Genomic DNA, 21,827 nt, shown 5'->3' with positions numbered 1-21,827 from the left:
GGCCTGATTGAACTGATGTCGATCTAAAGCCGAAGCACGCGGCCAGGGCAATGCCGCTAACCGACCTGCACGCCTTTCCAGAAAGCGACGCGGTCCTTGATTTCGGCGGCAGCCGGCTTGGGGTCGGGGTAATACCAAGCGGCGTCCCTGTTCTCCGCGCCCCCCACCGCCAGCGTGTAGTAGCTGGCAACGCCCTTCCACGGGCAGGTCGTATGCGTGTCGCTGGGGCGGAGTACCGACGCGTCGACCGCCTCGCGCCGGAAGTAGTGGTTGCCCTCGACGAGTACGGTGTCGTCGCTGTCAGCGATCGTGGCGCCGTTCCAGACTGCTTTGGGCATGTTCGTTCTATATCGTCATTCCCGCGAAAGCGGGAACCCACCCGTTTCTCTGATCGCAAGCCGACAAAAGGGAGGTGGGTCCCCGCTTTCGCGGGGATGACGGCGAACTGTTACGCCGCCCTGCGGCTGAGTGCGTGGGTGGCTTCGTCCATCAGCTCGGCGATGATCGCGGCGACCGGTTCCTCGTTGCGGACCATGCCGACCGACTGGCCGGCCATCAGCGAGCCGTGCTCGACATCGCCGTCGATCACTGCACGGCGGAGTGCGCCGGCCCAATAATGTTCGATCTGCAGCTGCGCCTCGGCCATCGCGACCTTGCCTTCATCGAGTGCCTGCGCGACTTCGCGCTGCTTGGCGGTGAACAGCTCGGTACCGGCGTTCTTCAGCGCGCGGACCGGGATCACCGGCAGGCGGGGATCGACCTGCACGCTCGCGATCGCGTCGCGGGCGGAGGCGCGGATGAACGCCTTCTTGAAGTTGGGATGCGCGATGCTCTCGGTCGCGCAGACGAAGCGGGTGCCGAGCTGCACGCCGGACGCGCCCATTTCGAGATAGCCGGCGATCAGCTCGCCGCGGCCGATCCCGCCCGCGATGAAGACCGGCATCTGATCGGCGACTTCGGGGAGGATCTCCTGCGCCAGCACGGATGTCGAGACCGGGCCGATATGGCCGCCGGCTTCCATCCCCTCGATCACCAGCGCGTCCACGCCGGAGCGTATCAGCTTCTTCGCCAGCGAGAGCGCCGGGGCGAAGCAGATCAGCTTCGCGCCGCGGCCTTTGATCGCGTCCAGGCTTCCCGCCGGCGGCAGGCCACCCGCGAGCACGATGTGGCCGACCTCATGCTTCGCGCAGACCTCAATCAGGTCGAAAAGCTGCGGATGCATGGTGATCAGGTTGACGCCGAAGGGCTTCGAGGTGAGCGCCTTGGTGCCCGCAATCTCCGCGTCCAGCAGCTCGGGCGTCATCGCGCCGCACGCGATCACGCCGAACCCGCCCGCGTTCGAGATCGCCGCGACCAGGTTGCGCTCGCTGACCCAGGACATGGCGCCCCCCAGGATCGCCACGTCGCAGCCCAGGAACGCCGCGCCGCGGTGCATCAGCCTTTTAAGCCGTTGACTTGAAACCATTTTACTTCCTCGACAGCATCAGCGCGATGTCAAAAACAGCCACGCTTGCGCGATAACCACGACGATCGCGCGCACTAACTGAAAAACCGAATAGAACCAAAACGCGCATAGGATGATTAGCGGCAATGCGATCAGCTTGCCTTTCACCAGAGCGAACGCAGCGCTCGCGATGAAAAAGGGCATGAAGAACAGCCAAGTGAGCGGGAGCGTCAGAATGAAACTAAACGGGCCATCCGCGCCGGTTCCACGACAGGCAATGTAGGGCAGCATTGCGTCGGTCCAAAAACAGCCCGGCTCAGTTCGACCATAGAAATCGGGCACGATCAGTTGGAACAGAACCAGCGTCAACGTGAAGAACGGCCATGTCGCGAGTGCGAGTTTAGCGTGCCAGCGCTGCTTGGCCCACCATACCCTCAAGCCGCGACCTGCTCCGCGTCGAGGCCGTAAGCGGTGTGCAGCACGCGTACGGCCAGTTCGGTGTAATCTTCTTCGATCAGCACCGAGACCTTGATCTCCGAGGTGGTGATCGCCTGGATGTTGATGCCGCGGTCGCCCAGCGTCTTGAACATCTTCGCGGCGACGCCCGCATGGCTGCGCATGCCGACGCCGACGATCGTGATCTTCGACACGTTCGTGTCGTGCACCAGCCGCGTGTAGCCGATCGCGTCCTTCGCCTTTTCCAGCACGTCGAGCGAGCGGGCCAACTCCGCGCTCGGCACGGTGAACGTCACGTCGGTCGATCCCGTCGAATGCGCGATGTTCTGTACGATCATGTCGACGTTGATGCTCGCCTCGGCCAGTGGCGCGAAGATCGCCGCGACCGCGCCGGGCCGATCGGGCACGTCGGTCAGCGTGATCTTCGCTTCGTTCTTGTCGTGGGCGATGCCGGTGATGAACTGTCGTTCCATAGCTTCCTCGATCTCGTCGTCGCCGACGATCATGGTGCCGGGCCGGTCGTCGAACGAGGACAGCACCTGCAACCGCACATTTTCCTTCATCGCGAGCCCGACGGAGCGGGTCTGCAGCACCTTGGCGCCGACGCTTGCGAGCTCCAGCATTTCCTCGAAGGTGATCTTCTGGAGCTTGCGCGCCCGGGGCACGATGCGCGGATCGGTCGTGTAGACGCCGTCGACATCGGTGTAGATGTCGCAGCGGTCCGCCTTCATCGCCGCGGCGACCGCGACCGCCGACGTGTCGGAGCCGCCGCGGCCGAGCGTCGTCACGCGCTCTCCTGCCGCCACGCCCTGGAACCCCGGAATAACCGCGACCTGCCCCTGTTCGAGCGCGGCGTTCAGCGTCGCCGTGTCGATTTCGGCGATCCTGGCGGACCCGTGTCCGTCGGAGGTGCGGATCGGCAGCTGCCAGCCCATCCAGCTGCGCGCCGGGACGCCGATCGCCTGCAGCGAGATCGCCAGCAGCCCGCTCGTCACCTGCTCGCCCGATGCGACGACGACGTCATACTCGCGCGGATCGTAGAGCGGGGAGACCTCGCGGCAGAAAGCGACCAGCCGGTCGGTCTCACCTGCCATAGCCGAGACGACGACGGCGACCTGGTTGCCGGCGTCGACTTCGCGCTTCACCCGCTCCGCGACCGCGCGAATTCGCTCGACCCCCGCCATCGAGGTGCCGCCGAACTTCATCACGATCCGGGCCATTCGAGTGTTGCGACCGCCTTGGAGGTTTTGGTGGGTCCTGTTACGGACGGCATGGCATGAACGCAACCGCTCCGACGACCGTCCGCGCGCAAGAAGCGGCGCATTTCGGCAAGCTCGCAGCCGACTGGTGGGACCCGAAGGGCTCGTCGGCGATGCTGCACCGGCTGAACCCGGTGCGGCTGCGCTACATCCGCGAGCAGCTCGATCATCATTGGGAACTGGACGAGCATGACCGCCGCCCCCTTGCCGGCAAGCGCGCGGCGGACGTCGGCTGCGGCGCCGGCCTCTTGTGCGAACCGCTCGCGCGCCTGGGCGCGGAGGTGATCGGCATCGACGCGGCGCCCGAGAACATCGCCGCCGCGCGCATCCACGCCGAAGGGCAGGGCCTGGCGATCGACTATCGCGCCGGCAGCATCGACATGCTGGGAGCACAGCCGTTCGACCTGGTCACGTCGCTGGAAGTGATCGAGCATGTCGAGGACCCGGCCGCGTTCGTGCGCGGTCTTGCCGGCGCGCTGAAGGCAGGCGGCCTGCTGATCCTGTCGACGCCTAACCGCACGCCCGTCTCGCGCCTGGCGATGATCACGCTCGGCGAAGGCCTGGGCGCCATCCCGCGCGGGACACACGATTGGGATCGCTTCCTGACGCCCGACGAGTTGCGCACGCACCTGGAAGCGGCCGGCCTCGAGGTTCTCGACACCGAAGGCCTGAGCTTCAGCCCCACCCGCGGCTTCGTGCTGGGCGACAACCTGGCGCTGAACTACTTCGTCACCGCACGCCGCCGCTGATCAGTCGCTCGTAGAAGCCGATGGCGCGCACGAAGTCTTCGATCGCGATGCGTTCGTCATTGCCGTGGAAGCGGGCGAGGTCGGCGGGGCGCATCGTCATCGGCGTGAAGCGCAGGCTCGCGGCGGCGACGGGCTCGTAATAGCGGCCGTCTGTGGCGCCGAGCACCAGGCCCGGCGCGATCGGCACGCTGGGGTAGGTCGCGCGGATCGCCGCCGCCAGCTCCCGGAAGCCGGCGCTGCGGGTCGACGCGGGATGGCTCGGGTTGTGGCCGCCGGCGATCGCGCGCACCGTGACCTTCGGATCGTCGACCACCTCGCGGTCGCGGGCGACGACGCTGTCGATCGTGTCGCCGGGCAGGATGCGGTGATTGACGACGGCGCGCGCGGATTGCGGCAGCACATTGTCCTTGGTGCCGGCCTGGACGATCGTCGGCGCTGTGGTCGTGCGTAGCGCCGCCGCGGTGCGGGGATTGGCGACCAGCTGGCGGCGGATCAGCGGCTCGGTCAGCCAGCGGTTGGCGATCACCGTCTTCAGCGGCTGGTCCATATAGGGCGCGAGCGCCGTCAGCATGTCGCCGGTCAGGCCCTGCACACGCGCCGGGAAGGGATCGTCCGCCAGCCGCTCGACCGCGCGGGCGATGTGGACGGCCGCGTTGTCGGGCGTCGGCATCGACGAGTGGCCGCCGGCGCCGCTCGCGGTCAGCTCGACCGAGACATAGCCCTTCTCCGCCATGCCGACGACCGCGACCGGGCGGGAGACGCCCGCCAGCACGCCGTCCAGCACCGCATAGCCTTCGTCAAGCGCAAGGCCGATCCTGGCGCCGCGCGCCTTCAGCAGCGCCGCCATCGTCCTGGCGCCGGAGCCGCCGCGCTCCTCGTCATGGCCGAAGGCGAGGTAGATGGTCTGGCGCGGGCGATAGCCGCGCGCGAGCAGCCGCTCGGCCGCTTCCAGGATCGCGATCAGGGACATCTTGTCGTCGATCGTGCCGCGGCCCCAGATGAAGCCGTCGGCCACCGTTCCGTCGAAGCGAGGGTGCGTCCATTTGGCTCCGCTCGAGCCTTCGATCGGCACCACGTCCTGGTGCGCGGCGAGCAGCAGGGCGGGCGCACCCGGATCGGTGCCGGGCCAGGTGAAGAGCAGGCTGTGGCCGGCGACGACTTCCTTCGCAAGCGTCGCATGGACACGCGGATAGCTGGCGGCGAGGTGCGCGGCGAAGGCGTCGAGCACCGCATCGGGGGCGGGGCCGGCCTCGGTCGAGATGGTCGGGATGCGGATCGCCTGCGCGAGGTGCTGCACCGCGGCCCCGTCGACCGGCGGCGGGGGCAGGGGGCGGCCGAGCTTTTCGGGGCGAAGGCGGAGGGTGTTGATCGCAAGGACGGCGATCAGCAGCGCCAGGGCTGCGAGCATGACCAGACCGATACGCTTCAGCATTCCTGCCCCCCTTATTCGTCATCCCGGCCTTGAGCCGGGATCCCGCTTCTTGTCAGCTAACGAAGAAGAAGCGGGACCCCGGGTCAAGCCCGGGGTGACGGCTCTGGCGAGCCGTCAGAAATCGACCTTGTCGTAGTGCTGGGGCGGGCTGATCACTTCCATCCGTTCGCTCAGCAGCGGGCGGAAGCTGGGGCGGCTCTTCAGGCCCGAATACCAGCGTTTGGTCTGCTCGTGCCCGCGCCAGTCGATGCCGCCCAGATAGTCGGCGACCGAGATGTGCGCGGCGGCGCTCAGGTCGGCGAGGCTCATCGTCGCGCCGCCGAGCCAATTGCGGTGGTCGAGCAGATAGTCGGTATAGTCGAGATGGTTGAGCGCGAGCTTCATCGCCTCGCGCAGCACCCGCGCGTCGGGGCTTGCGCGCTCGATCAGCCGCTTCTTCATCCGCTCGTGCATCAGCGGCGCGACCACGTCGGCGAAGAACTGCTCGTCGAACCAAGCGACCAGGCGGCGGATCTCGGCGCGGTTGATCGCGGTGCCGTTGATCATCGGCGCCTTGTTGACCGTCTCCTCGAAGAACTCGCAGATCGCCCAGCTGTCGATCAGCACATTGCCCTTGTCCGCCTCCACCATCATCGGCGTGCGGCCGGCCGGGTTCAGGTCGAGGAACTCGTCGCGCCGCTCCCAGGGAGACTCGCGGACCAGCTCATAGCCGACGCCCTTCTCGCCGAGCAGCAGCCGGACCTTGCGCGAGAAGGGGCAGAGCGGGAATTGGAAGAGTTGCCACATCGGCATTTCTGTTAGGGGCGAAGCGGCGAGGGGGGAAGATGCTGACGATGGTGTTTCTGCTCGGCGCCGCCATCGGCCTGAGCCTGGCGAGCGAACGCTGGCCGTGGAGCATCCCGGCAACGGTCCTGCTCGCCGCTTGGGCGATGACGCGGCTGCCGGACATCGACCTGGTGCTGGGCCTCGGCCACCGTAGCGGTTTGACGCACAGCCTGCTGCCGGCCGGGCTCGCGTGCGGGAGGCGACGCTGGTGGCCGCTCGCGGCAGGCGTGGCGCTCGGGCTCGGCTTCCACCTGTCGGCCGACATGTTTCCGAACGCGATGCGCGGCTATGCGACCGTGAAGCTGCCGGGGCTCGGCTCGATCGGCAGCGGCGCATCCTATCTCTGGCTTGCCGCCAATGCGGTCGCGGCGCTGATCCTGGGCGCATGGCTGCTCGGGCGGGTACTCGCCCCGAGGGCCGCGCTGGCGGTGCTCGGCGCGATCGCGCTGCTGGGCATTGCCTATCTGTTCGCGACCGACGGCGGCTGGTGGGCGCTGGCGATGTTCGGCGGCACCGGCTGGCTGGCGCTGCGCGGCCGGCGGGCCGCTCAGCCGGGATAGCGCTCGAACTTGGGAAGCTGGTCCAGCCGCTCGGTCCAGCGCAGATGCTCGGCATATTGGATGTGCGCGGCCGGCGGCACCGCCTCGGGATCGTCGAGCGTCGCGCTCTGGATGTCGGTGAGCCCGGCGAGCGCAGTGTCGTTGGTGTAGAACAGGCCGGTGCCGCAGTCCGGGCAGAAATGGCGGCGGCCATGTTCGGACGACGCATGCACCCTGGGCTCGCCTTTGGTGACGCTGACGTCGTCGGACTTGAACGCGATCCAGCCGACCATCGGCGCGCCGGCCGAACGCCGGCAGTCATAACAATGGCAGATCGCGTGGTGCAGCGGTTCCCCCTCCGCCACGTAGCGCACGTTCCCGCACTGGCAGCCACCGGTCGACATGAGTCTCTCCTATTGGTGCGAAAGGTTAGGAAGGTTCGGCGTGTGGAAAAAATCCCTTCGATCAATTCCGGGGCAGTGATCAGGTTTCTCGATCAAGGAAGGGCGGGGTCGGAACATAGTGGGAACGTGTAGCACCCTCGAGAACGTGTAGGAAAGAATTATCTCGCACGAAGAGCACGAAGGCCACGAAGAAGAAGCGGAATTCGTGGGGATGCATCCTTCGTGCTCTTGGTGTGCTTCGTGCGAGATGAATTTACTCGGCTGCGGCGAGCTCCTGCTCATCCGACAGAGGCATTTCCAGCCGCGAGAGCATTTCCTTCGGCACCACCTGCCAGAAGCGGCCACGCCAGCGGTCCCATTCGTCGAGAATGGCATGGGCCCATTTGCTGTCGGTCGCCTCCGCGTGCTCGGCTACAGCCGCGCGGAGCTGCGTCTCCCAATGGCGGGATGCGAGGCGCTGCCAGACGATGTTTTCCGGGTTGGGGCGGGTGGGGAAGCCGTCGTCGGCGTCCAGCACGAAGGCCATGCCGCCGGTCATGCCGGCGCCGAAATTCATGCCGACGCCGCCCAGGATCACTGCCGTGCCGCCGGTCATATATTCGCAGCCATTGGCGCCGCAGCCTTCGACGACGACTGTCGCGCCGGAATTGCGGACCGCGAACCGCTCGCCCGCCTGGCCGGCGGCGAAGAGCTTCCCGGCCGTCGCGCCGTACAGGACGGTATTGCCGACGATGGTGTTCTCCTGGCTGGCCAGGGGCGAGCTGACCATCGGGCGGACGACGATCGTGCCGCCGCTGAGGCCCTTGCCGACATAGTCGTTGGCGTCGCCGAACACCTCCAGCGTGATGCCCTTGCAGAGAAAGGCCCCGAGCGACTGGCCGGCCGAGCCCCGCAGCCGCACCTGGACGTGGCCGTCGGCGAGCGCCGACATGCCGAAGCGCTGCACGATCTCCGCCGAAAGCCGCGTGCCGACCGCGCGATGGGTGTTGCGGACATTGTAGGTCAGCTGCATCCGCTCGCCGCGATCGAACACCGCGCGCGCGTCGGCGATCATCTGCGCGTCGAGGCTGTCCGGCACTTCGTTGCGGAAGGTCGAGAGGCTGAAGCGCCGCTCGAAATCCTCGGCGTCCACCTTGGCGAGGATCGGATTCAGGTCGAGATCGTCGAGATGCTCGGCGCCGCGGCTGACCTGGCGCAGCAGCTCGGTGCGGCCGATCACCTCGTCCAGCGAGCGGAAGCCCAGCTTCGCCAGAATCTCGCGCACTTCCTCAGCGATGAAGCTCATCAGGTTGATGACCTTCTCCGGGCTGCCGGTGAATTTGGCGCGCAGCCTTTCGTCCTGCGTGCAGACGCCGACCGGGCAGGTGTTCGAGTGGCACTGGCGGACCATGATGCAGCCCATAGCGACGAGGCTGAGGGTGCCGATGCCGAATTCCTCCGCGCCCAGGATCGCGGCGATGACGATGTCGCGCCCAGTCTTGAGGCCGCCGTCGGTGCGCAGCTTGATGCGACCGCGCAGGCCGTTCAGCGTCAACGTCTGGTTGACTTCGGAAAGGCCCATTTCCCAGGGCGTGCCGGCATATTTGATGCTGGTCTGCGGGCTCGCGCCGGTGCCGCCGACATGGCCGGAGACCAGGATCACGTCGGCATGCGCCTTGGCGACGCCGGCCGCGACCGTGCCGATCCCGGCCGAGCTGACCAATTTGACGCAGACTCGCGCGCGCGGATTGATCATCTTCAGGTCGTAGATGAGCTGGGCGAGGTCCTCGATCGAATAGATGTCGTGGTGCGGCGGCGGGCTGATCAGGGTCACGCCGGGCGTCGAGTGGCGCAGGCGCGCGATCATGTCGGTGACCTTGAAGCCGGGGAGCTGCCCGCCCTCGCCGGGCTTGGCGCCCTGGGCGACCTTGATTTCGATCTCCTCGCACGCGCCCAGATATTCGGCGGTCACGCCGAACCGGCCGGAGGCGATCTGCTTGATCACCGAGTTCGCATTGTCGCCGTTCGCGCGGGGGCGGTAGCGCGACGGGTCCTCGCCGCCTTCGCCCGAGACGGCCTTCGCGCCGATCCGGTTCATTGCGATCGCCAGCGTCTCGTGCGCTTCGGGCGAGAGTGCGCCGAGGCTCATGCCCGGCGTGACGAAGCGCTTCCTGATCTCGGTGATCGCCTCGACCTGGTCGAGCGGGACGGGGGCGGGCGCGTAATTGAACTCCAGCAGGTCGCGCAGATAGACCGGCGGCAGGTCGTTCACGCCGCGCGCGAATTGCAGGTAGGTCGAATAGCTGTCGGTCGCGACCGCCGTCTGCAGCAGGTGCATCAGCTGCGCGGAATAGGCATGCGTCTCGCCGCCGTGGCGCTGGCGGTAGAAGCCGCCGATCGGCAGCGCCGCCACGTCGGGATCGAACGCGGCCCGGTGACGGACCTGCGTGTTCAGATGGAGCGATGCATAGCCCTCGCCTGAAATCTTCGCCGGCATGCCGGGGAACAGGTCGTTGACCAGCGCGCGGGAAAGGCCGACCGCCTCGAAATTATAGCCGCCGCGATAGCTGGAGATCACCGCGATCCCCATCTTCGACATGATCTTGAGCAGGCCGTCGCCGATCGCCTTTTTGTAGCGGGCGACGCCGTCGTTGAGGCTGAGGCTGCCGAACAGCCCGCGGGCGTGGCGGTCGGCGATCGACGCCTCGGCCAGCCAGGCGTTCACGGTGGTCGCGCCGACGCCGATCAGCACCGCGAAATAATGGGTGTCGAGGCATTCGGCCGAGCGGACGTTGACCGAGGCGTAGGAGCGCAGGCCCTTGCGCACCAGGTGCGTGTGCACCGCGGCGGCGGCGAGGATCATCTGGATCGCCATCCGGTCCGAGCCGAGCGCTTCGTCGGTCAGGAACAGCTCGGTCCGGCCTTCGCGCACTGCGCGTTCGGCCTCGGCGCGGATGCCGGCGATCGCGGCGCGCAGCTGCTCGGGCCCGCCCTCTGCCGGATAGGTGCAGTCGATCACGGCGGCCTGCGCGCCGAACGAGGCCTTCAGCCGATCCCAGTCGGCGCAGCTCAGCACCGGCGTGTCGAGCACCAGCACGCTGGAGCTCTGCCCCTCGATGTCGAGGATGTTGGCGAGGTTTCCGAACCGCGTGTTCAGCGACATCACCTGCTTTTCGCGCAAGCTGTCGACCGGGGGGTTGGTCACCTGGCTGAAATTCTGCCGGAAGAATTGCGCGATGTTGCGGGGCTTGTCCGAAATGACGGCCAGCGGCGTGTCGTCGCCCATCGACCCGACCGCTTCCTTCGCGTCCTCGACCATCGGGGCGAGGATCAGCTCCATGTCCTCCAGCGTCTGCCCGGCCGCGACCTGGAGGCGAGTAAGTTGTGCCCGGTCTACACCACCGCTGTGCTCCGGCGGAGGCCGGAGCCCTGCGGGGTGTGCCTCCAAGGCTCCGGCCTTCGCCGGAGCACGGGGGAGGGGCAGGTCCTCGAACGTGCGGAAACCCGCGACCATGCGTTCGTACGGCTGCTCGGCGGCGATCCGGGCCTTGATCGCGCGGTCCTCGAGCACGCCGCCGGCGTCCAGGTCGACCGCGATCATCTCGCCGGGGCCGAGCCGGCCCTTGCGGACGACGGTCGCCTCGGGGACCACGACCATGCCGGATTCGGAGCCGACGATCAGCAGCCCGTCGGCGGTCTGGGTGAAACGCAGTGGCCGGAGCGCGCTGCGGTCCGTGCCGGCGACCGCCCAGCGGCCGTCGGTCATCGCCAGCGCCGCCGGCCCGTCCCATGGCTCCATCACCGAGGCGAGATAGGCGTACATGGCTTTTTGGGGCCCGGGCAGGTCGGCCGCGTTCCACGCCTCGGGCACCAGCATGATCTTGGCGGTCGGCGCGTCGCGGCCGGAGCGGCAGATCGCCTCGAACACCGCGTCCAGCGCCGCGGTGTCGGACGCGCCCGCCGGGATCACCGGCTTGATGTCCTCCGACGCCTCGCCGAACGCCAGCGACGCCATCTTGATCTCGTGGCTTTTCATCCAGTTGCGGTTGCCGCGGATCGTGTTGATCTCGCCATTATGGGCGAGGCAGCGGAACGGCTGGGCGAGCCACCATTGCGGGAAGGTGTTGGTCGAATAACGCTGGTGGAAAATCGCGACGCGGCTTTCGAACCGGTCGTCGGTCAGGTCCGGGTAGAAGAGGCTGAGGCTCTCGGCCAGGAACAGCCCCTTGTAGACGATCGAGCGGCAGGAGAGGGAGCAGATGTAGAAGCCCGCGATCTGCGCGGCGATCACTTGTCTCTCGATCCGGCGGCGGACCAGGTACAGCTTCTTCTCGAACTCCGCCGCGCCTTCGGCATCGGGCAGGGGCCCCGCGATCATGATCTGCTCGATCTCGGGCCGCGTCGCCTGCGCTTTCTGGCCGATCACGGAGATGTCGACCGGCACCTGCCGCCAGCCATAGATGGTGTAGCCGGCGTCGATGACTTCGGATTCGACGATCGTGCGGCAGGTCTCCTGCGCGGCAAGGTCGGTGCGGGGCAGGAAGATCATGCCGACCGCCAGCCGGTTGGGCCGCACCTTGTGCCCGGACGCCTCGATCGCCTCGTCGAAGAAGCGGGTGGGCAGGTCGAGCAGCAGGCCGGCGCCATCGCCGGTCTTGCCGTCCGCATCAACGGCGCCCCGGTGCCACACCGCCTTCAGCGCATCGATCGCAGCAGCGACGACGCGGCGGGACGCGCGGCCATCGGTGGCGGCGATCAGCCCGACGCCGCAGGCATCGGATTCGAACTCCGGCCGGTACATGCCCTCGCGGGCGAGACGGGCGCGCTGGCCGGTCATTGGCTCGGCTTTTTGGGCGGCGGCGGCAGGTGCTTGGTCGCTTCCGCGACCTTCCGCATGATCGTCGGCATCGCCTTGACCAGCTCGGGCGTCGCGCTCTGCATCGCAGTCATCATGCGCGGGTCCATGAAGCTCAGCATCCATTCGCGGCCGTAAATCTGGCCCGTGGGCGTGTTCAGGAACGCGTTCAGGTCGTTCAGCTGGGCGACGGTGAACTTGTTCGCGTAGATCTGGGCGAGGCTGTCGCGCATCTGCGGCTCAAGCCGGTCGAAGATCGGAATCATTTCCTGGAACATCACGTTCGTGGAAATGCGCATCCGCTCCCTGAAATGGGGATCGGTCTCAGCGGCGATCTCGGCCATGGATTTGTTGCCGACCTTGTCGGCTCCCTTGGTGCCGGGCGGCACCAGATCGGCCGCACGCATCTGGAACATCTGCTCCATCATCGCGTCCATCATCTTGGACATGGTGCCGTCCATCAGGCGCCGGTACGTGCCGATCGGCCACAGCTTGTCGATCACCGGCCGTGCCGCATTCAGCGCCGCTGCATCGACGGCCGCCGCAGGCGCGGGCGCCGTTTGGGCGACTGCCGGCGCCGCCGCGGCCAGCGCCAGAGTGAACCAGATCGATTTCATGCCGCTTTTCTCCCCTTTGTTGCGGATGCGTTCAAATAGGCCTGCATCTTCTCCGCGACGTCACGCCCGTCCCGGATCGCCCAGACGACCAGGCTGGCGCCGCGGACGATGTCGCCGGCGGCGAAGACGCCGTCCAGTGAGGTCATCATGGTCTGGTGGTCGATGCGCAGCGTGCCCCAGCGGGTGACGCCGAGCTCGGGCGTGGCGAACATCGCCGGCAGGTCCTCGGGGTCGAAGCCCAGCGCCTTGATGACGAGGTCGGCATCCAGCTGGAAGCCGCTGTCGGGCTCCGGCTCCGGCGTTCGCCGGCCGCTGGCGTCGGCGGCGCCCAGGCGCATGCGGGTCGCGCGGACGCCCGACACCCAGCCATTCTCCGCCGCCTCGAAAGTCTCGGGCGCGGAGAGCCAGAGGAATTCGACGCCTTCCTCCTCCGCGTGCGCGACTTCGCGCTGCGAGCCGGGCATGTTGGCGCGGTCGCGGCGGTAGAGGCATTTCACCGACGCCGCGCCCTGGCGGATCGCGGTGCGCACGCAGTCCATCGCCGTGTCGCCGCCGCCGATCACGACGACGTGCCTGCCCGCGGCGTCCAGCGCGCCGTTGTCGAACGCCGGCACCCGGTCGCCAAAGCCCTTGCGATTGGAGGCGACCAGATAGTCGAGCGCCTCGACGATGCCGTTCGCGCCCGCGCCCGGCGCGGTGATGTCGCGCGGCTTGTACACGCCGGTCGCGACCAGCAGCGCGTCGTGGCGGGCGCGGAGCTCGGCGAAGGGGAGGGCTTGGCCCACATGCGCGCCCAGGTGAAAGGCGATGCCGCCTTCCTCCAGCCGGGCGACGCGGCGCGCGACGACTTCCTTCTCCAGCTTGAAGCCGGGAATGCCGTAGGTCAGCAGGCCGCCGGCGCGGTCGTGGCGGTCATAGACATGGACCGCGTGCCCGGCCGCGCGCAGATATTCGGCCGCGGTGAGCCCGGCCGGCCCGGCGCCGATCACGCCGACCGACTGGCCGGTCGGCCGGCCCGGGCGCAGCGGCTCGACCCAGCCTTCGTCCCAGGCCGTGTCGGTGATGAATTTCTCGACCGAGCCGATCGTCACCGCGCCATGGCCGGAGAATTCGATCACGCAATTGCCTTCGCACAGCCGGTCCTGCGGGCAGATGCGGCCGCAGATCTCCGGCATCGTCGAGGTCGCGTTCGACAGCTCGTACGCCTCGCGCAGCCGCCCTTCGGCGGTCAGCCGCAGCCAATCGGGAATATAGTTGTGCAGCGGGCAATGCACCGCGCAATAAGGCACCCCGCATTGCGAGCAGCGCGCCGACTGCGCCGCGGCGTCGGGCGCGGCATAGCGATCGGCGATCTCGCGGAAATCCTCGGCGCGCAAGCCGGCCGGCCGCTTGGCCGGATAGGCCTGGGCCCGATCGACGAACTTCAGCATCGGCTGCTCGGCCACCGTATGCCCTCCTTCGCCGCCGTTATCGCCACGGCGATCGAGGGAAGTCACGCGCAAATTCGAACGTAGGTCAGTGCTATTGACGCTGTTATGGCGAGCCGGCCGCTAAGTTGCTGTTGCCGGCCATCATAGATGATGAAGATAGGTGCCGTAGCGGACCTATCTTGCCAGCAGCCAGACCAGCGCGACGCTGCCGGCGACGATCCGGTACCAGGCGAAAGGCGCGAATCCCCGGCGCGAGATCAGCCCGACGAACCAGCGGATCACGACGATCGCGACCAGGAAAGAGACGACGAAGCCCACCCCGACCAGTCCCCAGTCGACATGGCCGGAGGTCAGCTCGTCATGGTTCTTGACCACCTCCAGCGTGGTCGCGCCGAGCATCGTCGGGACCGCCAGGAAGAAGCTGAACTCGGCCGCGGTGCGCCGCTCGACCCCCAGCGCCAGCGCCCCCATGATCGTCGCGCCGGAGCGGCTGACGCCCGGGATCATCGCCAGGCATTGCAGCAGGCCGATGCCGAGCGCCTTGCGCCACGGGACGGCGGCGACGCCGGGCGCCTCCTCCGGCGCTTTCACCAGCGCCTCGATCACCAGGATCGCGACGCCGCCCAGCACCAGCGCGACCGCGACCACCACGGCATTGCCCAGCAGCGCTTCGATCCGGTCGATGAAGATCAGCCCCAGCACGACCGACGGCACGAAGGCGAGCAGCAGGTTGGCGATGAAGCGGAACGACGTCGCCTCGCCCTTGAACACGCCGGTCGCGACTGCCCAGAAGGTCCGCCAGTAGAGCACGATCACGGCCAGGATCGCGCCCAGCTGGATGATCACGTTGAACGTCGCCCAGGTCTCCGCCTTGTAGCCGAGCAATTCGGACGCGAGGATCAGGTGGCCGGTGGAGGAGACCGGCAGGAACTCGGTCAGCCCCTCCACGATGCCGAGCAGGATGGCGGTCAACAGGAGCGGCATTCAGATTCCGTTCGTTTCGAGCGAAGTCGAGAAACGCCCGGTCAAACGTGTCTCGACTTCGCTCGACACGAACGGGACTGACGAACTCAGCTCTCGACCGCCCGCACCACGCCGAAGCGGCCCTGCTTGCGGTACTGGACGAGCCAGCCCGGCGCCACCGCGGCGAGCGGAGTCGGGGTGATGCCGAACGCCTCCAGCCCGGTGCTACCGGGCGCCGGCACATTGTCGCGCTGGAGCATCAGCCACTGGTCCCAGGTGATCGGCGCGCCCGGCGCCCAGCCGCCGAACCGCGCCATCGCGGCCACGACCGAATCGGGCAGCGAAAGGAAATGCGGCGAGCGGCCGGTCCATTCGGCCAGCCGGCGGAGCAGCGCGTCCATCGTCATCGGCTCCGGCCCGGCGATGTCGCAGGTCATGCCGCCATGGGCCTGCGGATCGGCGACGGCCCTGGCGATCGCCTGCGCCAGGTCGGCGACGAACACCGGCTGGAACCGCGTCTCCCCGCGCACCACTGGCACCAGCGGGTATTTCAGCATCCGGGCGAAACGGTTGGTGAAGCTGTCCTCGCGGCCGAACACGATCGATGGGCGCAGGATCGTCGCTTCGGGGAAGGCGGCGCGGACGGCGGCTTCGCCCTCGCCCTTGCTGCGGCCGTAGCGCGAGGGCGATTCGGGCGCGGCGCCGATCGCCGACAGATGGACCAGCGCGCGGACACCGGCGGCCTTCGCGGCTTCGGCGACGTTGCGCGCGCCGTCGACATGGATGCCGCGGAAATCGCCGCCCAGCACGCCGACCAGGTTCACCACCGCGTCGGAGCCGGCGACGGCGCGCTCGACCGAGGCGCGGTTGCGCACGTCGGCGGCGAGGAACTGGATGCGGCCGATCCGGCCCAGGCGGAGGAAGAAGGCGGCCTTGGGATCGCGCTGGGCGATCCGCACCCGCGCGCCCGCGTTGAACAGCTCCTGCACCAGATAGCGGCCGATAAATCCGCCGCCGCCGAGCACCGTGACGATCGCGTCTTGCATGCGCGGGCCTTTGCCCCGGACAAGTCCGGTTGACAAGCGCGCAGAGCCGCCGCTAAGCGCGCCGCCTACCCCGTGCCCAGGTGGCGGAATTGGTAGACGCACCAGCTTCAGGTGCTGGCGCTCGCAAGGGCGTGGAGGTTCGAGTCCTCTCCTGGGCACCAGGGTTTCCAAGGCGCTGAAATGCCTGGGGAAACTCTACGATAATCCGTTTGTCGAGTGGTGGTCGGGTCCGTTGCGGGACCGGGGCCGTGCCTGGTGCCCGCGTGGGCCAGGCTATCGTGGCGAGCGCCGCCGGGCGCGCGATCCGATCCGGCGCGGCAACGGTAGATCGGATCGCCTCTGGATCGCACGACGAGTGTCCGCGCGACTGTCTCGACACGATCTGTGGCGATTCGCCGCCGTGGCGGCGCCGGAAGGGCCGGGGGTCTTCGGAACCGTTCGCGCCGGGCGGTCGTTGCGGGGCCATCATCTCCAGCAAGGAGTGAGAGAGATGGCTGAAGAACGGGTCGTGGAGCGGACGGTGGAGCGTGAGCCGCACACCACGGTTATCGAGCGGCGCGGCAGCGGTGCGGGCGTGGTGATCGGCATCCTGGTGCTGGTCGCGATCGCACTGCTTGCCTGGTTCCTGTTCGCGCAGAACCGCAACGACGCGGTGCGCACCGACGCGGTGACCGGCGCCGCGCAGAGCGTCGGCCACGCGGCCGACAAGGTCGGCGACGCCGCCGACAAGGCGGCGGATGGGAAATAGGGACTCTCCCTCCTTACAAGGGAGGCGAATTCATCGCACGCACGCGTCCATCCGCTCGCGCTTCACCACGGCCGCTCGGCGAACGATCAGATTGCCGTAGCGGCGCGTGTAGCCGGTGGGGGCCACGCCGGGCCGCTTCTTGGGAAGCGGCAGCACGGCAGCGATGCGCGCCGCCTCGACCGGGCTCATCCGGGAGGCGTCGTGCCTGAAATAGCGCTGCGATCCGGCATTGACGCCATAGGTGCCGATACCGGTCTCCGCGATGTTCAGATAGACTTCCATGATCCGCTGCTTGCCCCAGATTGCCTCGATCAGGACGGTGAACCAGGCTTCCAGCCCTTTGCGGAAATAGCCGCCGCCCTGCCACAGGAACGCGTTCTTTGCGGCCTGCTGGCTGATCGTCGAGCCGCCGCGGATGATGTGGCCGCCGGCTGCGTTACGCATCATCGCCGCGCCGATCGCGTCGACGTCGAAACCGTGATGCGCGCAGAATTTCGAATCCTCGGCCGCGATTGCCGCGCGCGCCATGTCCGGATCGATGCGCGACAAGGGCAGCCAGTCCTTGTTGACGCTGCGGCCGGACAGCACGTCGCCCAGCATCGTGAAGGTGAAGGGTGGCGGCACGAAGCGGTACAGCGCGACCCATGCGACCGAGAAGATCACCAACCCGAACACCGCCTTGATCAGGAAGCGGATCGGACGGAAGGAGCGGGCGCGGGGCTTGGAACGGGGGCGAGCGCGAGTGGCCATGATCGTTGCTAGCGCGGGCCGGCGCGTCCGTCACCTGATCCTCGCTGCCGCCCTGCTTTCGGGTCCGGCCCTTGCCGAGGAGCGCGCGCTCTGTCCCGATCGTCCCGGCCTCAACGCGCCGCCCTGCATCGTCGACGCCGGCCACGTGCTGGTCGAACTGGGCGCGGCGGACTGGACGCTCGAGCGTCATGGCCGTGAGCGGGTCGACACGCTGGTCTCGGGCGACCTGGCGGTGCGGGTGGGGCTTGCCGAGCGCATGGAAGTCCAGCTCGGCTGGACCGCCTATGGGCATGTCCGCAACCGCGACGCGTCGGGGCGCGTGACGCGGCGATCGGGAACCGGCGACGTGGCGCTAGGCTTCAAATATGGCCTGGTGCGGCCCGACGGCGAGGGGATATCGATCGCGCTGCAGCCCTATGTGACGTTGCCGACCGGCGGCGAGGCGATCGGCGCCGGCACATGGGGCGCCGGCGTGCTGGTGCCGCTGAGCTTCGACCTGGGACACGACGTCGCGCTGGTCGCGACGCCGGAAGCCAGTGCGGCGCCCGATGCCGACGGGTCGGGCCGGCATCTCGCCTGGGGCAGCGCAATCGGCATCGAGATGCCGGTGGCGACGGCCTGGGCGATCAGTGCCGAGCTGCAGGCGATCCGCGACGACGATCCCGCGGGGCCCCGCACGCTGGCGCTGGGCGCGGTTTCGCTGGCCTGGCAGCCGGGCGCCAATACGCAGCTCGATATCGGCGTGGTCACGGGCCTGAACCGCGCCAGCCCGGACCTAGAGCTGATGGCCGGCATCGCGCGACGCTTCTGACTGGTTGACTTTTTCGTGCCGTTCCGCTTTAGGGCCGCGCTTCTGGCGGACGTCATTCGGGCGCCGCCTGGCTTGGGGTGCCTGACACGGCCCCTTGACGAACGAAAGGACTATTCATGCGTCACCGCGTCGGCGGCCGTAAGCTTCAGCGCACCGCCTCTCACCGCGCCGCCCTGTTCCGCAACCAGGCCGCCGCCCTGATCAAACACGAGCAGATCACGACCACGCTCGCCAAGGCGAAGGAGCTTCGCCCCTATGTCGAGAAGCTGGTGACGCTGGCGAAGAAGGGCGGACTTTCGAACCGTCGCCTCGCCCACAGCCGGCTGATGGACGATACGCAGCTGAAGAAGCTGTTCGACGTGATCGGCCCGCGCTACGCCGAGCGCGCGGGCGGCTACACCCGCATCATCAAGGCGGGCATCCGCGCCTCCGATGCCGCGCCGATGGCGATCATCGAGTTCGTCGACCGCGATGTCGCCGCCAAGGGCCAGGATTCGGGCCCGGTGCAGAGCGACGACGAGTACGCCGAAGCCGCCTGAGCGGCGCGTAAGTTCCGGGAACGGAACGTCTTCGCAACCATGAAATGACGCGCTACACCCCCCTGCTGAACGGCAGGGGGGAGGATCTATGCGTGTGCTGATTGCGGCGGTGTTGCTTGCGGGCTCCGGCCCGGCCTGGGCACAAAACTGCCCGAAGCCGCAGGACTGGGCGAAGCCGGAACGGCATCTCGCCGCCCGCGCGCCGGAGATGAAGTTCGCGCTGAAACCCGGCGGCGCGGTGCAGATCGGGCTGCTGCCGCAGGCAGCCGTCCGGTTCGCGGCCGGCAAACCGTCGCGCAAAGGCTATGCGGGCATGGCCGCGATCGACGTGCCCAGGGCCGGCACGCTGCAGCTTTCAGTCGGAAACAAGACGTTCGTGGACCTGGTCCGCGACGGCAAGCCGCTCGCGCTCGCGGCCGAGCCGAAAACGAAAGCATGCCCCGGCGTCCAGAAGACCCTCGACTTCAAGGTCGCGTCCGGCCGCTACCTGGTCCAGCTTTCGGGCTCGCCGGATCGATCGGTGAAGCTCGCGACCAGCTTGCGCTAACTTGTCCAGGCGGCGTGTACACATTATGTGTGCACAAGAGGTGTGCCATGGCGCAAGTCGAACAAGTCGGCGTCCGCGATCTGCGGGCGAAACTCAGCCACTATCTGCGCGTCGTCGCCGAAGGCGGACGCGTGGTGGTGATGCAGCGCGGGAAGCCGATCGCACAGCTCGGCGCACCGACGCTGGATGATGGTGTTCGCCGGACGCCCGGCACGATGAAAGGCGAGATCTGGATGGCCGAGGACTTCGACGAATGGCCTGAGGATATCCTGGCCAGCTTCGAAGAGCCGCTGCGTTGAACCTGATGCTCGATACCAATGCCGTGCTGTGGTGGTTCGAGGATAACCCGCGGCTCGGAAAGGCGCGAGAGCTGATCAAGTCGAACACTGGCGGCGTCGCTGTCAGCGTGGTTTCCCTCTGGGAATGCGTGATCAAGTCGAAGACGGGCAAGCTGCAGGTCGCCATCGAGCGGCTGGAACGCGAGTTGGCGGACCAAGGCTTCGAACGGCTGTCGATCACGCGCCAGCATCTCGCCCGGCTCGAAGCGCTGGTGCCGATGCACCGCGATCCGTTCGACCTGATGATCATCGCGCAGGCGCAGGTCGAGGGATACACGATCGTCACGTCCGACGCGCGCTTCGGCGACTATCCGGTTCCCGTGATCCGCTGCGGCTGATCAGGCACGGTTTGCCGCGCTGAGCACGGCCCGGACGCTTGCCGTCGCCACGTCGGCGTCGATGCCGATACCGAAGATGGTGCGACCGTCCGGGGTGCGGCATTCGAGATAGGCCGCGGCCTGCGCGTCGGCGCCATGGCCGATCGCGTGCTCGTTATAGTCGGCCACGTCGAGCGCGACGCCGTAGCTTTCGCGGAGCGCGGCGAGGACGGACGAGATCAGGCCGTTGCCGCGGCCGCTGACGCTGCGCTGTTCGCCATCGCAGGCGATGCGGCCCGCGAAGATGCGGGTGCTTGCCTCCTGCTGCTCGTGATAGTCGACCAGCGCGAAGCGACCGGGGGCGAGATAGCTCGTCTCGAACACCGACCAGATGTCCTCGGCATTCAGCTCGCGGCTGGTGGCGTCGGCCAGCGCCTGGACGTGGCGGCTGAAATCGGCCTGCAGGCGCTTGGGCAGCTTGAGGCCGCGATCCTGCTCCAGCACCCAGGCGACGCCGCCCTTGCCCGATTGCGAGTTGACGCGGATCACTGCCTCGTAGCTGCGGCCGAGATCGGCGGGGTCGATCGGCAGGTAGGGCACGTCCCAGATCTCGTCGTTGCGCCGCGCCTGGGCGGCGAAGCCCTTCCTGATCGCGTCCTGGTGGGAGCCGGAAAAGGCCGTGAACACCAGGTCGCCGGCATAGGGCTGGCGCGGGTGCGTCTTGATCGCCGTGCAATATTCGACCGTGTTCACGACCTCATCGATGTTCGAGAAATCGAGCCCCGGATCGACGCCCTGCGAGTACATGTTGAGCGCGACCGTCACCAGGTCGACATTGCCGGTGCGCTCGCCATTGCCGAGCAGGCAGCCCTCGACCCGGTCGGCGCCGGCGAGCAGGCCGAGCTCCGTCGCGGCGACGCCGGTGCCGCGATCGTTATGCGCGTGGAGCGAGATGATGACCGCTTCGCGATTGGGGATGTTGCGGCAGAAATATTCGATCTGGTCGGCATAGACGTTCGGCGTCGCCGCCTCGACGGTCGCCGGCAGGTTGAGGATAATCGGCCGCTCGCTTGTGGGACGGAGCACGTCCATCACCGCCGAGCAGACCTCCAGCGACACGTCGAGCTCGGCGGTCGAGAAGGTCTCGGGGCTGTATTCGAAGCGCCAGTCGGTGCCGGGCCGTTTCGCCGCCTCGTCGCGCAGGATCGCCGCGCCTTCGACCGCGATCGCCTTCACGCCGGCGACATCGAGGCCGAACACGATCCGGCGCCATGACGGCGAGACCGCATTGTAGAGGTGCACGATCGCGGTCTTCGCGCCTTCCAGGCTTTCGAAGCTGCGCTCGATCAGGTCGCGGCGGGCTTGAGTGAGGACCTGGACGGTCACGTCTTCGGGCACGCGGCCGGATCGGACCAGGCCGGAGATGAAGTCGAACTCCGTCTGGCCGGCGGAAGGAAATCCGACCTCGATCTCCTTGATGCCGATCCTGACCAGCAGGTCGAAGAAGCGCTGCTTCTTCTCCCCGTCCATCGGGTCGATCAGCGCCTGGTTGCCGTCACGCATGTCGGTCGACAGCCAGCGCGGCGCCTTGGCGATCGTGCGGCCGGGCCATTGCCGGTCGGGCAGCGGAACCTGGGGGAACGGGCGGTATTTGACGGACGGGTCGCGCAACATGAGTGTCTTCCTCAAGCGGGGAGCAGCGGGGTCTGGAATGCCCTTAGGCGCTTACCCGCGGGGAAAACCCGCGCACGGACGCACGCGCCTAAGGGCGCGTAAGTC

At 67.8% G+C, this 21,827-nt stretch carries 22 protein-coding genes and 1 tRNA gene; 9 read left to right on the top strand and 14 right to left on the bottom strand.

What is annotated here, in order from left to right:
- Positions 1-56: 56 nt before the first annotated feature.
- The 4 genes from GON01_RS11880 to GON01_RS11865 all read right to left on the bottom strand — a co-directional run bounded on the left by GON01_RS11880 (position 57) and on the right by GON01_RS11865 (position 3,120).
- The gene (locus GON01_RS11880; protein WP_157027600.1) at positions 57-338 is read right to left on the bottom strand and encodes a DUF427 domain-containing protein; all 282 of its coding nucleotides are present in this window, start codon (positions 336-338) and stop codon (positions 57-59) included.
- Between the two features lie 110 nt (positions 339-448).
- On the bottom strand, positions 449-1,435 hold the full coding sequence (locus tag GON01_RS11875) for an NAD(P)H-dependent flavin oxidoreductase (protein ID WP_181599957.1): 987 nt from the start codon (positions 1,433-1,435) through the stop codon (positions 449-451).
- 48 nt (positions 1,436-1,483) lie between these two features.
- Positions 1,484-1,882 (bottom strand): hypothetical protein, encoded by a 399-nt coding sequence (locus tag GON01_RS11870; protein WP_157027598.1) that lies wholly within the window; start codon positions 1,880-1,882, stop codon positions 1,484-1,486.
- On the bottom strand, positions 1,879-3,120 hold the full coding sequence (locus GON01_RS11865; RefSeq protein ID WP_157027597.1) for an aspartate kinase: 1,242 nt from the start codon (positions 3,118-3,120) through the stop codon (positions 1,879-1,881). The genes GON01_RS11870 and GON01_RS11865 overlap by 4 nt, the downstream gene beginning before the upstream one ends.
- A gap of 56 nt (positions 3,121-3,176) precedes the next feature.
- Between GON01_RS11865 and ubiG the strand changes: the two genes are divergently transcribed.
- Positions 3,177-3,908, top strand: coding sequence for a bifunctional 2-polyprenyl-6-hydroxyphenol methylase/3-demethylubiquinol 3-O-methyltransferase UbiG (ubiG, locus tag GON01_RS11860; RefSeq protein WP_157027596.1), 732 nt, complete (start codon positions 3,177-3,179; stop codon positions 3,906-3,908).
- Here ubiG and GON01_RS11855 read toward each other — a convergent pair.
- Complete coding sequence (locus GON01_RS11855; RefSeq protein ID WP_157027595.1) at positions 3,889-5,340, bottom strand: M20 family peptidase; 1,452 nt, start codon at positions 5,338-5,340, stop codon at positions 3,889-3,891. The two genes, ubiG and GON01_RS11855, sit on opposite strands and share 20 nt — an antisense overlap.
- 114 nt (positions 5,341-5,454) lie before the next feature.
- Complete coding sequence (locus GON01_RS11850; protein ID WP_157027594.1) at positions 5,455-6,126, bottom strand: glutathione S-transferase family protein; 672 nt, start codon at positions 6,124-6,126, stop codon at positions 5,455-5,457.
- 38 nt (positions 6,127-6,164) lie between these two features.
- On the opposite strand from GON01_RS11850, the gene GON01_RS11845 reads away from it, so the two are divergent.
- Entirely contained in the window at positions 6,165-6,725 is a 561-nt protein-coding gene (locus GON01_RS11845; RefSeq protein WP_157027593.1) for a metal-dependent hydrolase, read from the top strand.
- Here GON01_RS11845 and GON01_RS11840 read toward each other — a convergent pair.
- The 6 genes from GON01_RS11840 to GON01_RS11815 form a co-directional block, all read right to left on the bottom strand.
- Positions 6,713-7,108, bottom strand: a complete 396-nt coding sequence (locus tag GON01_RS11840) for a GFA family protein (protein WP_157027592.1) — start codon at positions 7,106-7,108, stop codon at positions 6,713-6,715. The two genes, GON01_RS11845 and GON01_RS11840, sit on opposite strands and share 13 nt — an antisense overlap.
- Before the next feature lie 253 nt (positions 7,109-7,361).
- Positions 7,362-11,924: a glutamate synthase large subunit gene (gene gltB, locus GON01_RS11835; protein ID WP_157027591.1), complete on the bottom strand. Its 4,563-nt coding sequence runs from the start codon at positions 11,922-11,924 to the stop codon at positions 7,362-7,364.
- Entirely contained in the window at positions 11,921-12,559 is a 639-nt protein-coding gene (locus tag GON01_RS11830) for a DUF2059 domain-containing protein (RefSeq protein WP_157027590.1), read from the bottom strand. The genes gltB and GON01_RS11830 overlap by 4 nt, the downstream gene beginning before the upstream one ends.
- Positions 12,556-14,004 (bottom strand): NAD(P)-dependent oxidoreductase, encoded by a 1,449-nt coding sequence (locus GON01_RS11825; RefSeq protein WP_181599945.1) that lies wholly within the window; start codon positions 14,002-14,004, stop codon positions 12,556-12,558. Before GON01_RS11825 ends, GON01_RS11830 begins: the two co-directional genes overlap by 4 nt.
- Before the next feature lie 159 nt (positions 14,005-14,163).
- A complete protein-coding gene (locus GON01_RS11820) occupies positions 14,164-14,973 on the bottom strand; it encodes an undecaprenyl-diphosphate phosphatase (RefSeq protein ID WP_157027589.1) in 810 nt (269 codons plus the stop codon).
- 86 nt (positions 14,974-15,059) lie between these two features.
- A complete protein-coding gene (locus tag GON01_RS11815; RefSeq protein WP_157027588.1) occupies positions 15,060-15,998 on the bottom strand; it encodes a complex I NDUFA9 subunit family protein in 939 nt (312 codons plus the stop codon).
- A 74-nt stretch (positions 15,999-16,072) separates the two neighbouring features.
- Here GON01_RS11815 and GON01_RS11810 point away from each other — a divergent pair.
- Both GON01_RS11810 and GON01_RS11805 read left to right on the top strand, forming a co-directional pair.
- Positions 16,073-16,159: transfer RNA gene (locus tag GON01_RS11810), tRNA-Leu, on the top strand.
- A gap of 329 nt (positions 16,160-16,488) precedes the next feature.
- Positions 16,489-16,746 carry a hypothetical protein gene (locus tag GON01_RS11805; RefSeq protein WP_157027587.1) on the top strand — a complete coding sequence of 86 codons (258 nt, stop codon included), beginning with the start codon at positions 16,489-16,491 and terminating at the stop codon, positions 16,744-16,746.
- Between the two features lie 30 nt (positions 16,747-16,776).
- On the opposite strand, the gene mtgA is transcribed toward GON01_RS11805, so the two are convergent.
- Complete coding sequence (gene mtgA, locus GON01_RS11800) at positions 16,777-17,496, bottom strand: monofunctional biosynthetic peptidoglycan transglycosylase (protein ID WP_157027586.1); 720 nt, start codon at positions 17,494-17,496, stop codon at positions 16,777-16,779.
- On the opposite strand from mtgA, the gene GON01_RS11795 reads away from it, so the two are divergent.
- The 5 genes from GON01_RS11795 (at position 17,495) to GON01_RS11775 (ending at position 20,069) form a co-directional block, all read left to right on the top strand.
- On the top strand, positions 17,495-18,307 hold the full coding sequence (locus GON01_RS11795) for a transporter (protein ID WP_157027585.1): 813 nt from the start codon (positions 17,495-17,497) through the stop codon (positions 18,305-18,307). The genes mtgA and GON01_RS11795 overlap by 2 nt on opposite strands.
- Positions 18,308-18,423: 116 nt before the next feature.
- A complete protein-coding gene (gene rplQ / locus GON01_RS11790; RefSeq protein WP_157027584.1) occupies positions 18,424-18,846 on the top strand; it encodes a 50S ribosomal protein L17 in 423 nt (140 codons plus the stop codon).
- Positions 18,847-18,934: 88 nt separating this feature from the next.
- The gene (locus GON01_RS11785) at positions 18,935-19,393 is read left to right on the top strand and encodes a hypothetical protein (protein WP_157027583.1); all 459 of its coding nucleotides are present in this window, start codon (positions 18,935-18,937) and stop codon (positions 19,391-19,393) included.
- Positions 19,394-19,440: 47 nt separating this feature from the next.
- Positions 19,441-19,692 (top strand): type II toxin-antitoxin system Phd/YefM family antitoxin, encoded by a 252-nt coding sequence (locus GON01_RS16690; RefSeq protein WP_181599944.1) that lies wholly within the window; start codon positions 19,441-19,443, stop codon positions 19,690-19,692.
- A 5-nt stretch (positions 19,693-19,697) separates the two neighbouring features.
- Complete coding sequence (locus GON01_RS11775; protein WP_232328829.1) at positions 19,698-20,069, top strand: type II toxin-antitoxin system VapC family toxin; 372 nt, start codon at positions 19,698-19,700, stop codon at positions 20,067-20,069.
- Here GON01_RS11775 and leuA read toward each other — a convergent pair whose 3' ends face one another.
- Entirely contained in the window at positions 20,070-21,722 is a 1,653-nt protein-coding gene (gene leuA / locus GON01_RS11770) for a 2-isopropylmalate synthase (protein ID WP_157027580.1), read from the bottom strand.
- Between the last annotated feature and the right edge of the window lie 105 nt (positions 21,723-21,827).

Source organism: Sphingomonas horti, from assembly GCF_009753715.1.
Classification (GTDB): domain Bacteria; phylum Pseudomonadota; class Alphaproteobacteria; order Sphingomonadales; family Sphingomonadaceae; genus Sphingomonas_B; species Sphingomonas_B horti.
Note: the sequence above shows the minus strand (reverse complement) of the source record. Positions and strands in the feature narration are given on the sequence as shown.

Bases quoted from the DNA above. Each gene is read 5' to 3' on its own strand.
- GON01_RS11845 (WP_157027593.1), top strand. From the start codon at position 6,165: ATGCTGACGATGGTGTTTCTGCTCGGCGCCGCCATCGGCCTGAGCCTG.
- GON01_RS11840 (WP_157027592.1), bottom strand. From the start codon at position 7,108: ATGTCGACCGGTGGCTGCCAGTGCGGGAACGTGCGCTACGTGGCGGAG.
- mtgA (WP_157027586.1), bottom strand. From the start codon at position 17,496: ATGGCCACTCGCGCTCGCCCCCGTTCCAAGCCCCGCGCCCGCTCCTTC.
- GON01_RS11795 (WP_157027585.1), top strand. From the start codon at position 17,495: ATGATCGTTGCTAGCGCGGGCCGGCGCGTCCGTCACCTGATCCTCGCT.
- GON01_RS11815 (WP_157027588.1), bottom strand. From the start codon at position 15,998: ATGCAAGACGCGATCGTCACGGTGCTCGGCGGCGGCGGATTTATCGGC.
- GON01_RS11830 (WP_157027590.1), bottom strand. From the start codon at position 12,559: ATGAAATCGATCTGGTTCACTCTGGCGCTGGCCGCGGCGGCGCCGGCA.
- GON01_RS16690 (WP_181599944.1), top strand. From the start codon at position 19,441: ATGGCGCAAGTCGAACAAGTCGGCGTCCGCGATCTGCGGGCGAAACTC.
- GON01_RS11775 (WP_232328829.1), top strand. From the start codon at position 19,698: ATGCTCGATACCAATGCCGTGCTGTGGTGGTTCGAGGATAACCCGCGG.
- gltB (WP_157027591.1), bottom strand. From the start codon at position 11,924: ATGACCGGCCAGCGCGCCCGTCTCGCCCGCGAGGGCATGTACCGGCCG.
- GON01_RS11880 (WP_157027600.1), bottom strand. From the start codon at position 338: ATGCCCAAAGCAGTCTGGAACGGCGCCACGATCGCTGACAGCGACGAC.
- ubiG (WP_157027596.1), top strand. From the start codon at position 3,177: ATGAACGCAACCGCTCCGACGACCGTCCGCGCGCAAGAAGCGGCGCAT.
- leuA (WP_157027580.1), bottom strand. From the start codon at position 21,722: ATGTTGCGCGACCCGTCCGTCAAATACCGCCCGTTCCCCCAGGTTCCG.
- GON01_RS11855 (WP_157027595.1), bottom strand. From the start codon at position 5,340: ATGCTGAAGCGTATCGGTCTGGTCATGCTCGCAGCCCTGGCGCTGCTG.
- GON01_RS11785 (WP_157027583.1), top strand. From the start codon at position 18,935: ATGCGTGTGCTGATTGCGGCGGTGTTGCTTGCGGGCTCCGGCCCGGCC.
- rplQ (WP_157027584.1), top strand. From the start codon at position 18,424: ATGCGTCACCGCGTCGGCGGCCGTAAGCTTCAGCGCACCGCCTCTCAC.
- GON01_RS11865 (WP_157027597.1), bottom strand. From the start codon at position 3,120: ATGGCCCGGATCGTGATGAAGTTCGGCGGCACCTCGATGGCGGGGGTC.
- GON01_RS11850 (WP_157027594.1), bottom strand. From the start codon at position 6,126: ATGTGGCAACTCTTCCAATTCCCGCTCTGCCCCTTCTCGCGCAAGGTC.
- GON01_RS11805 (WP_157027587.1), top strand. From the start codon at position 16,489: ATGGCTGAAGAACGGGTCGTGGAGCGGACGGTGGAGCGTGAGCCGCAC.
- GON01_RS11875 (WP_181599957.1), bottom strand. From the start codon at position 1,435: ATGCACCGCGGCGCGGCGTTCCTGGGCTGCGACGTGGCGATCCTGGGG.
- GON01_RS11820 (WP_157027589.1), bottom strand. From the start codon at position 14,973: ATGCCGCTCCTGTTGACCGCCATCCTGCTCGGCATCGTGGAGGGGCTG.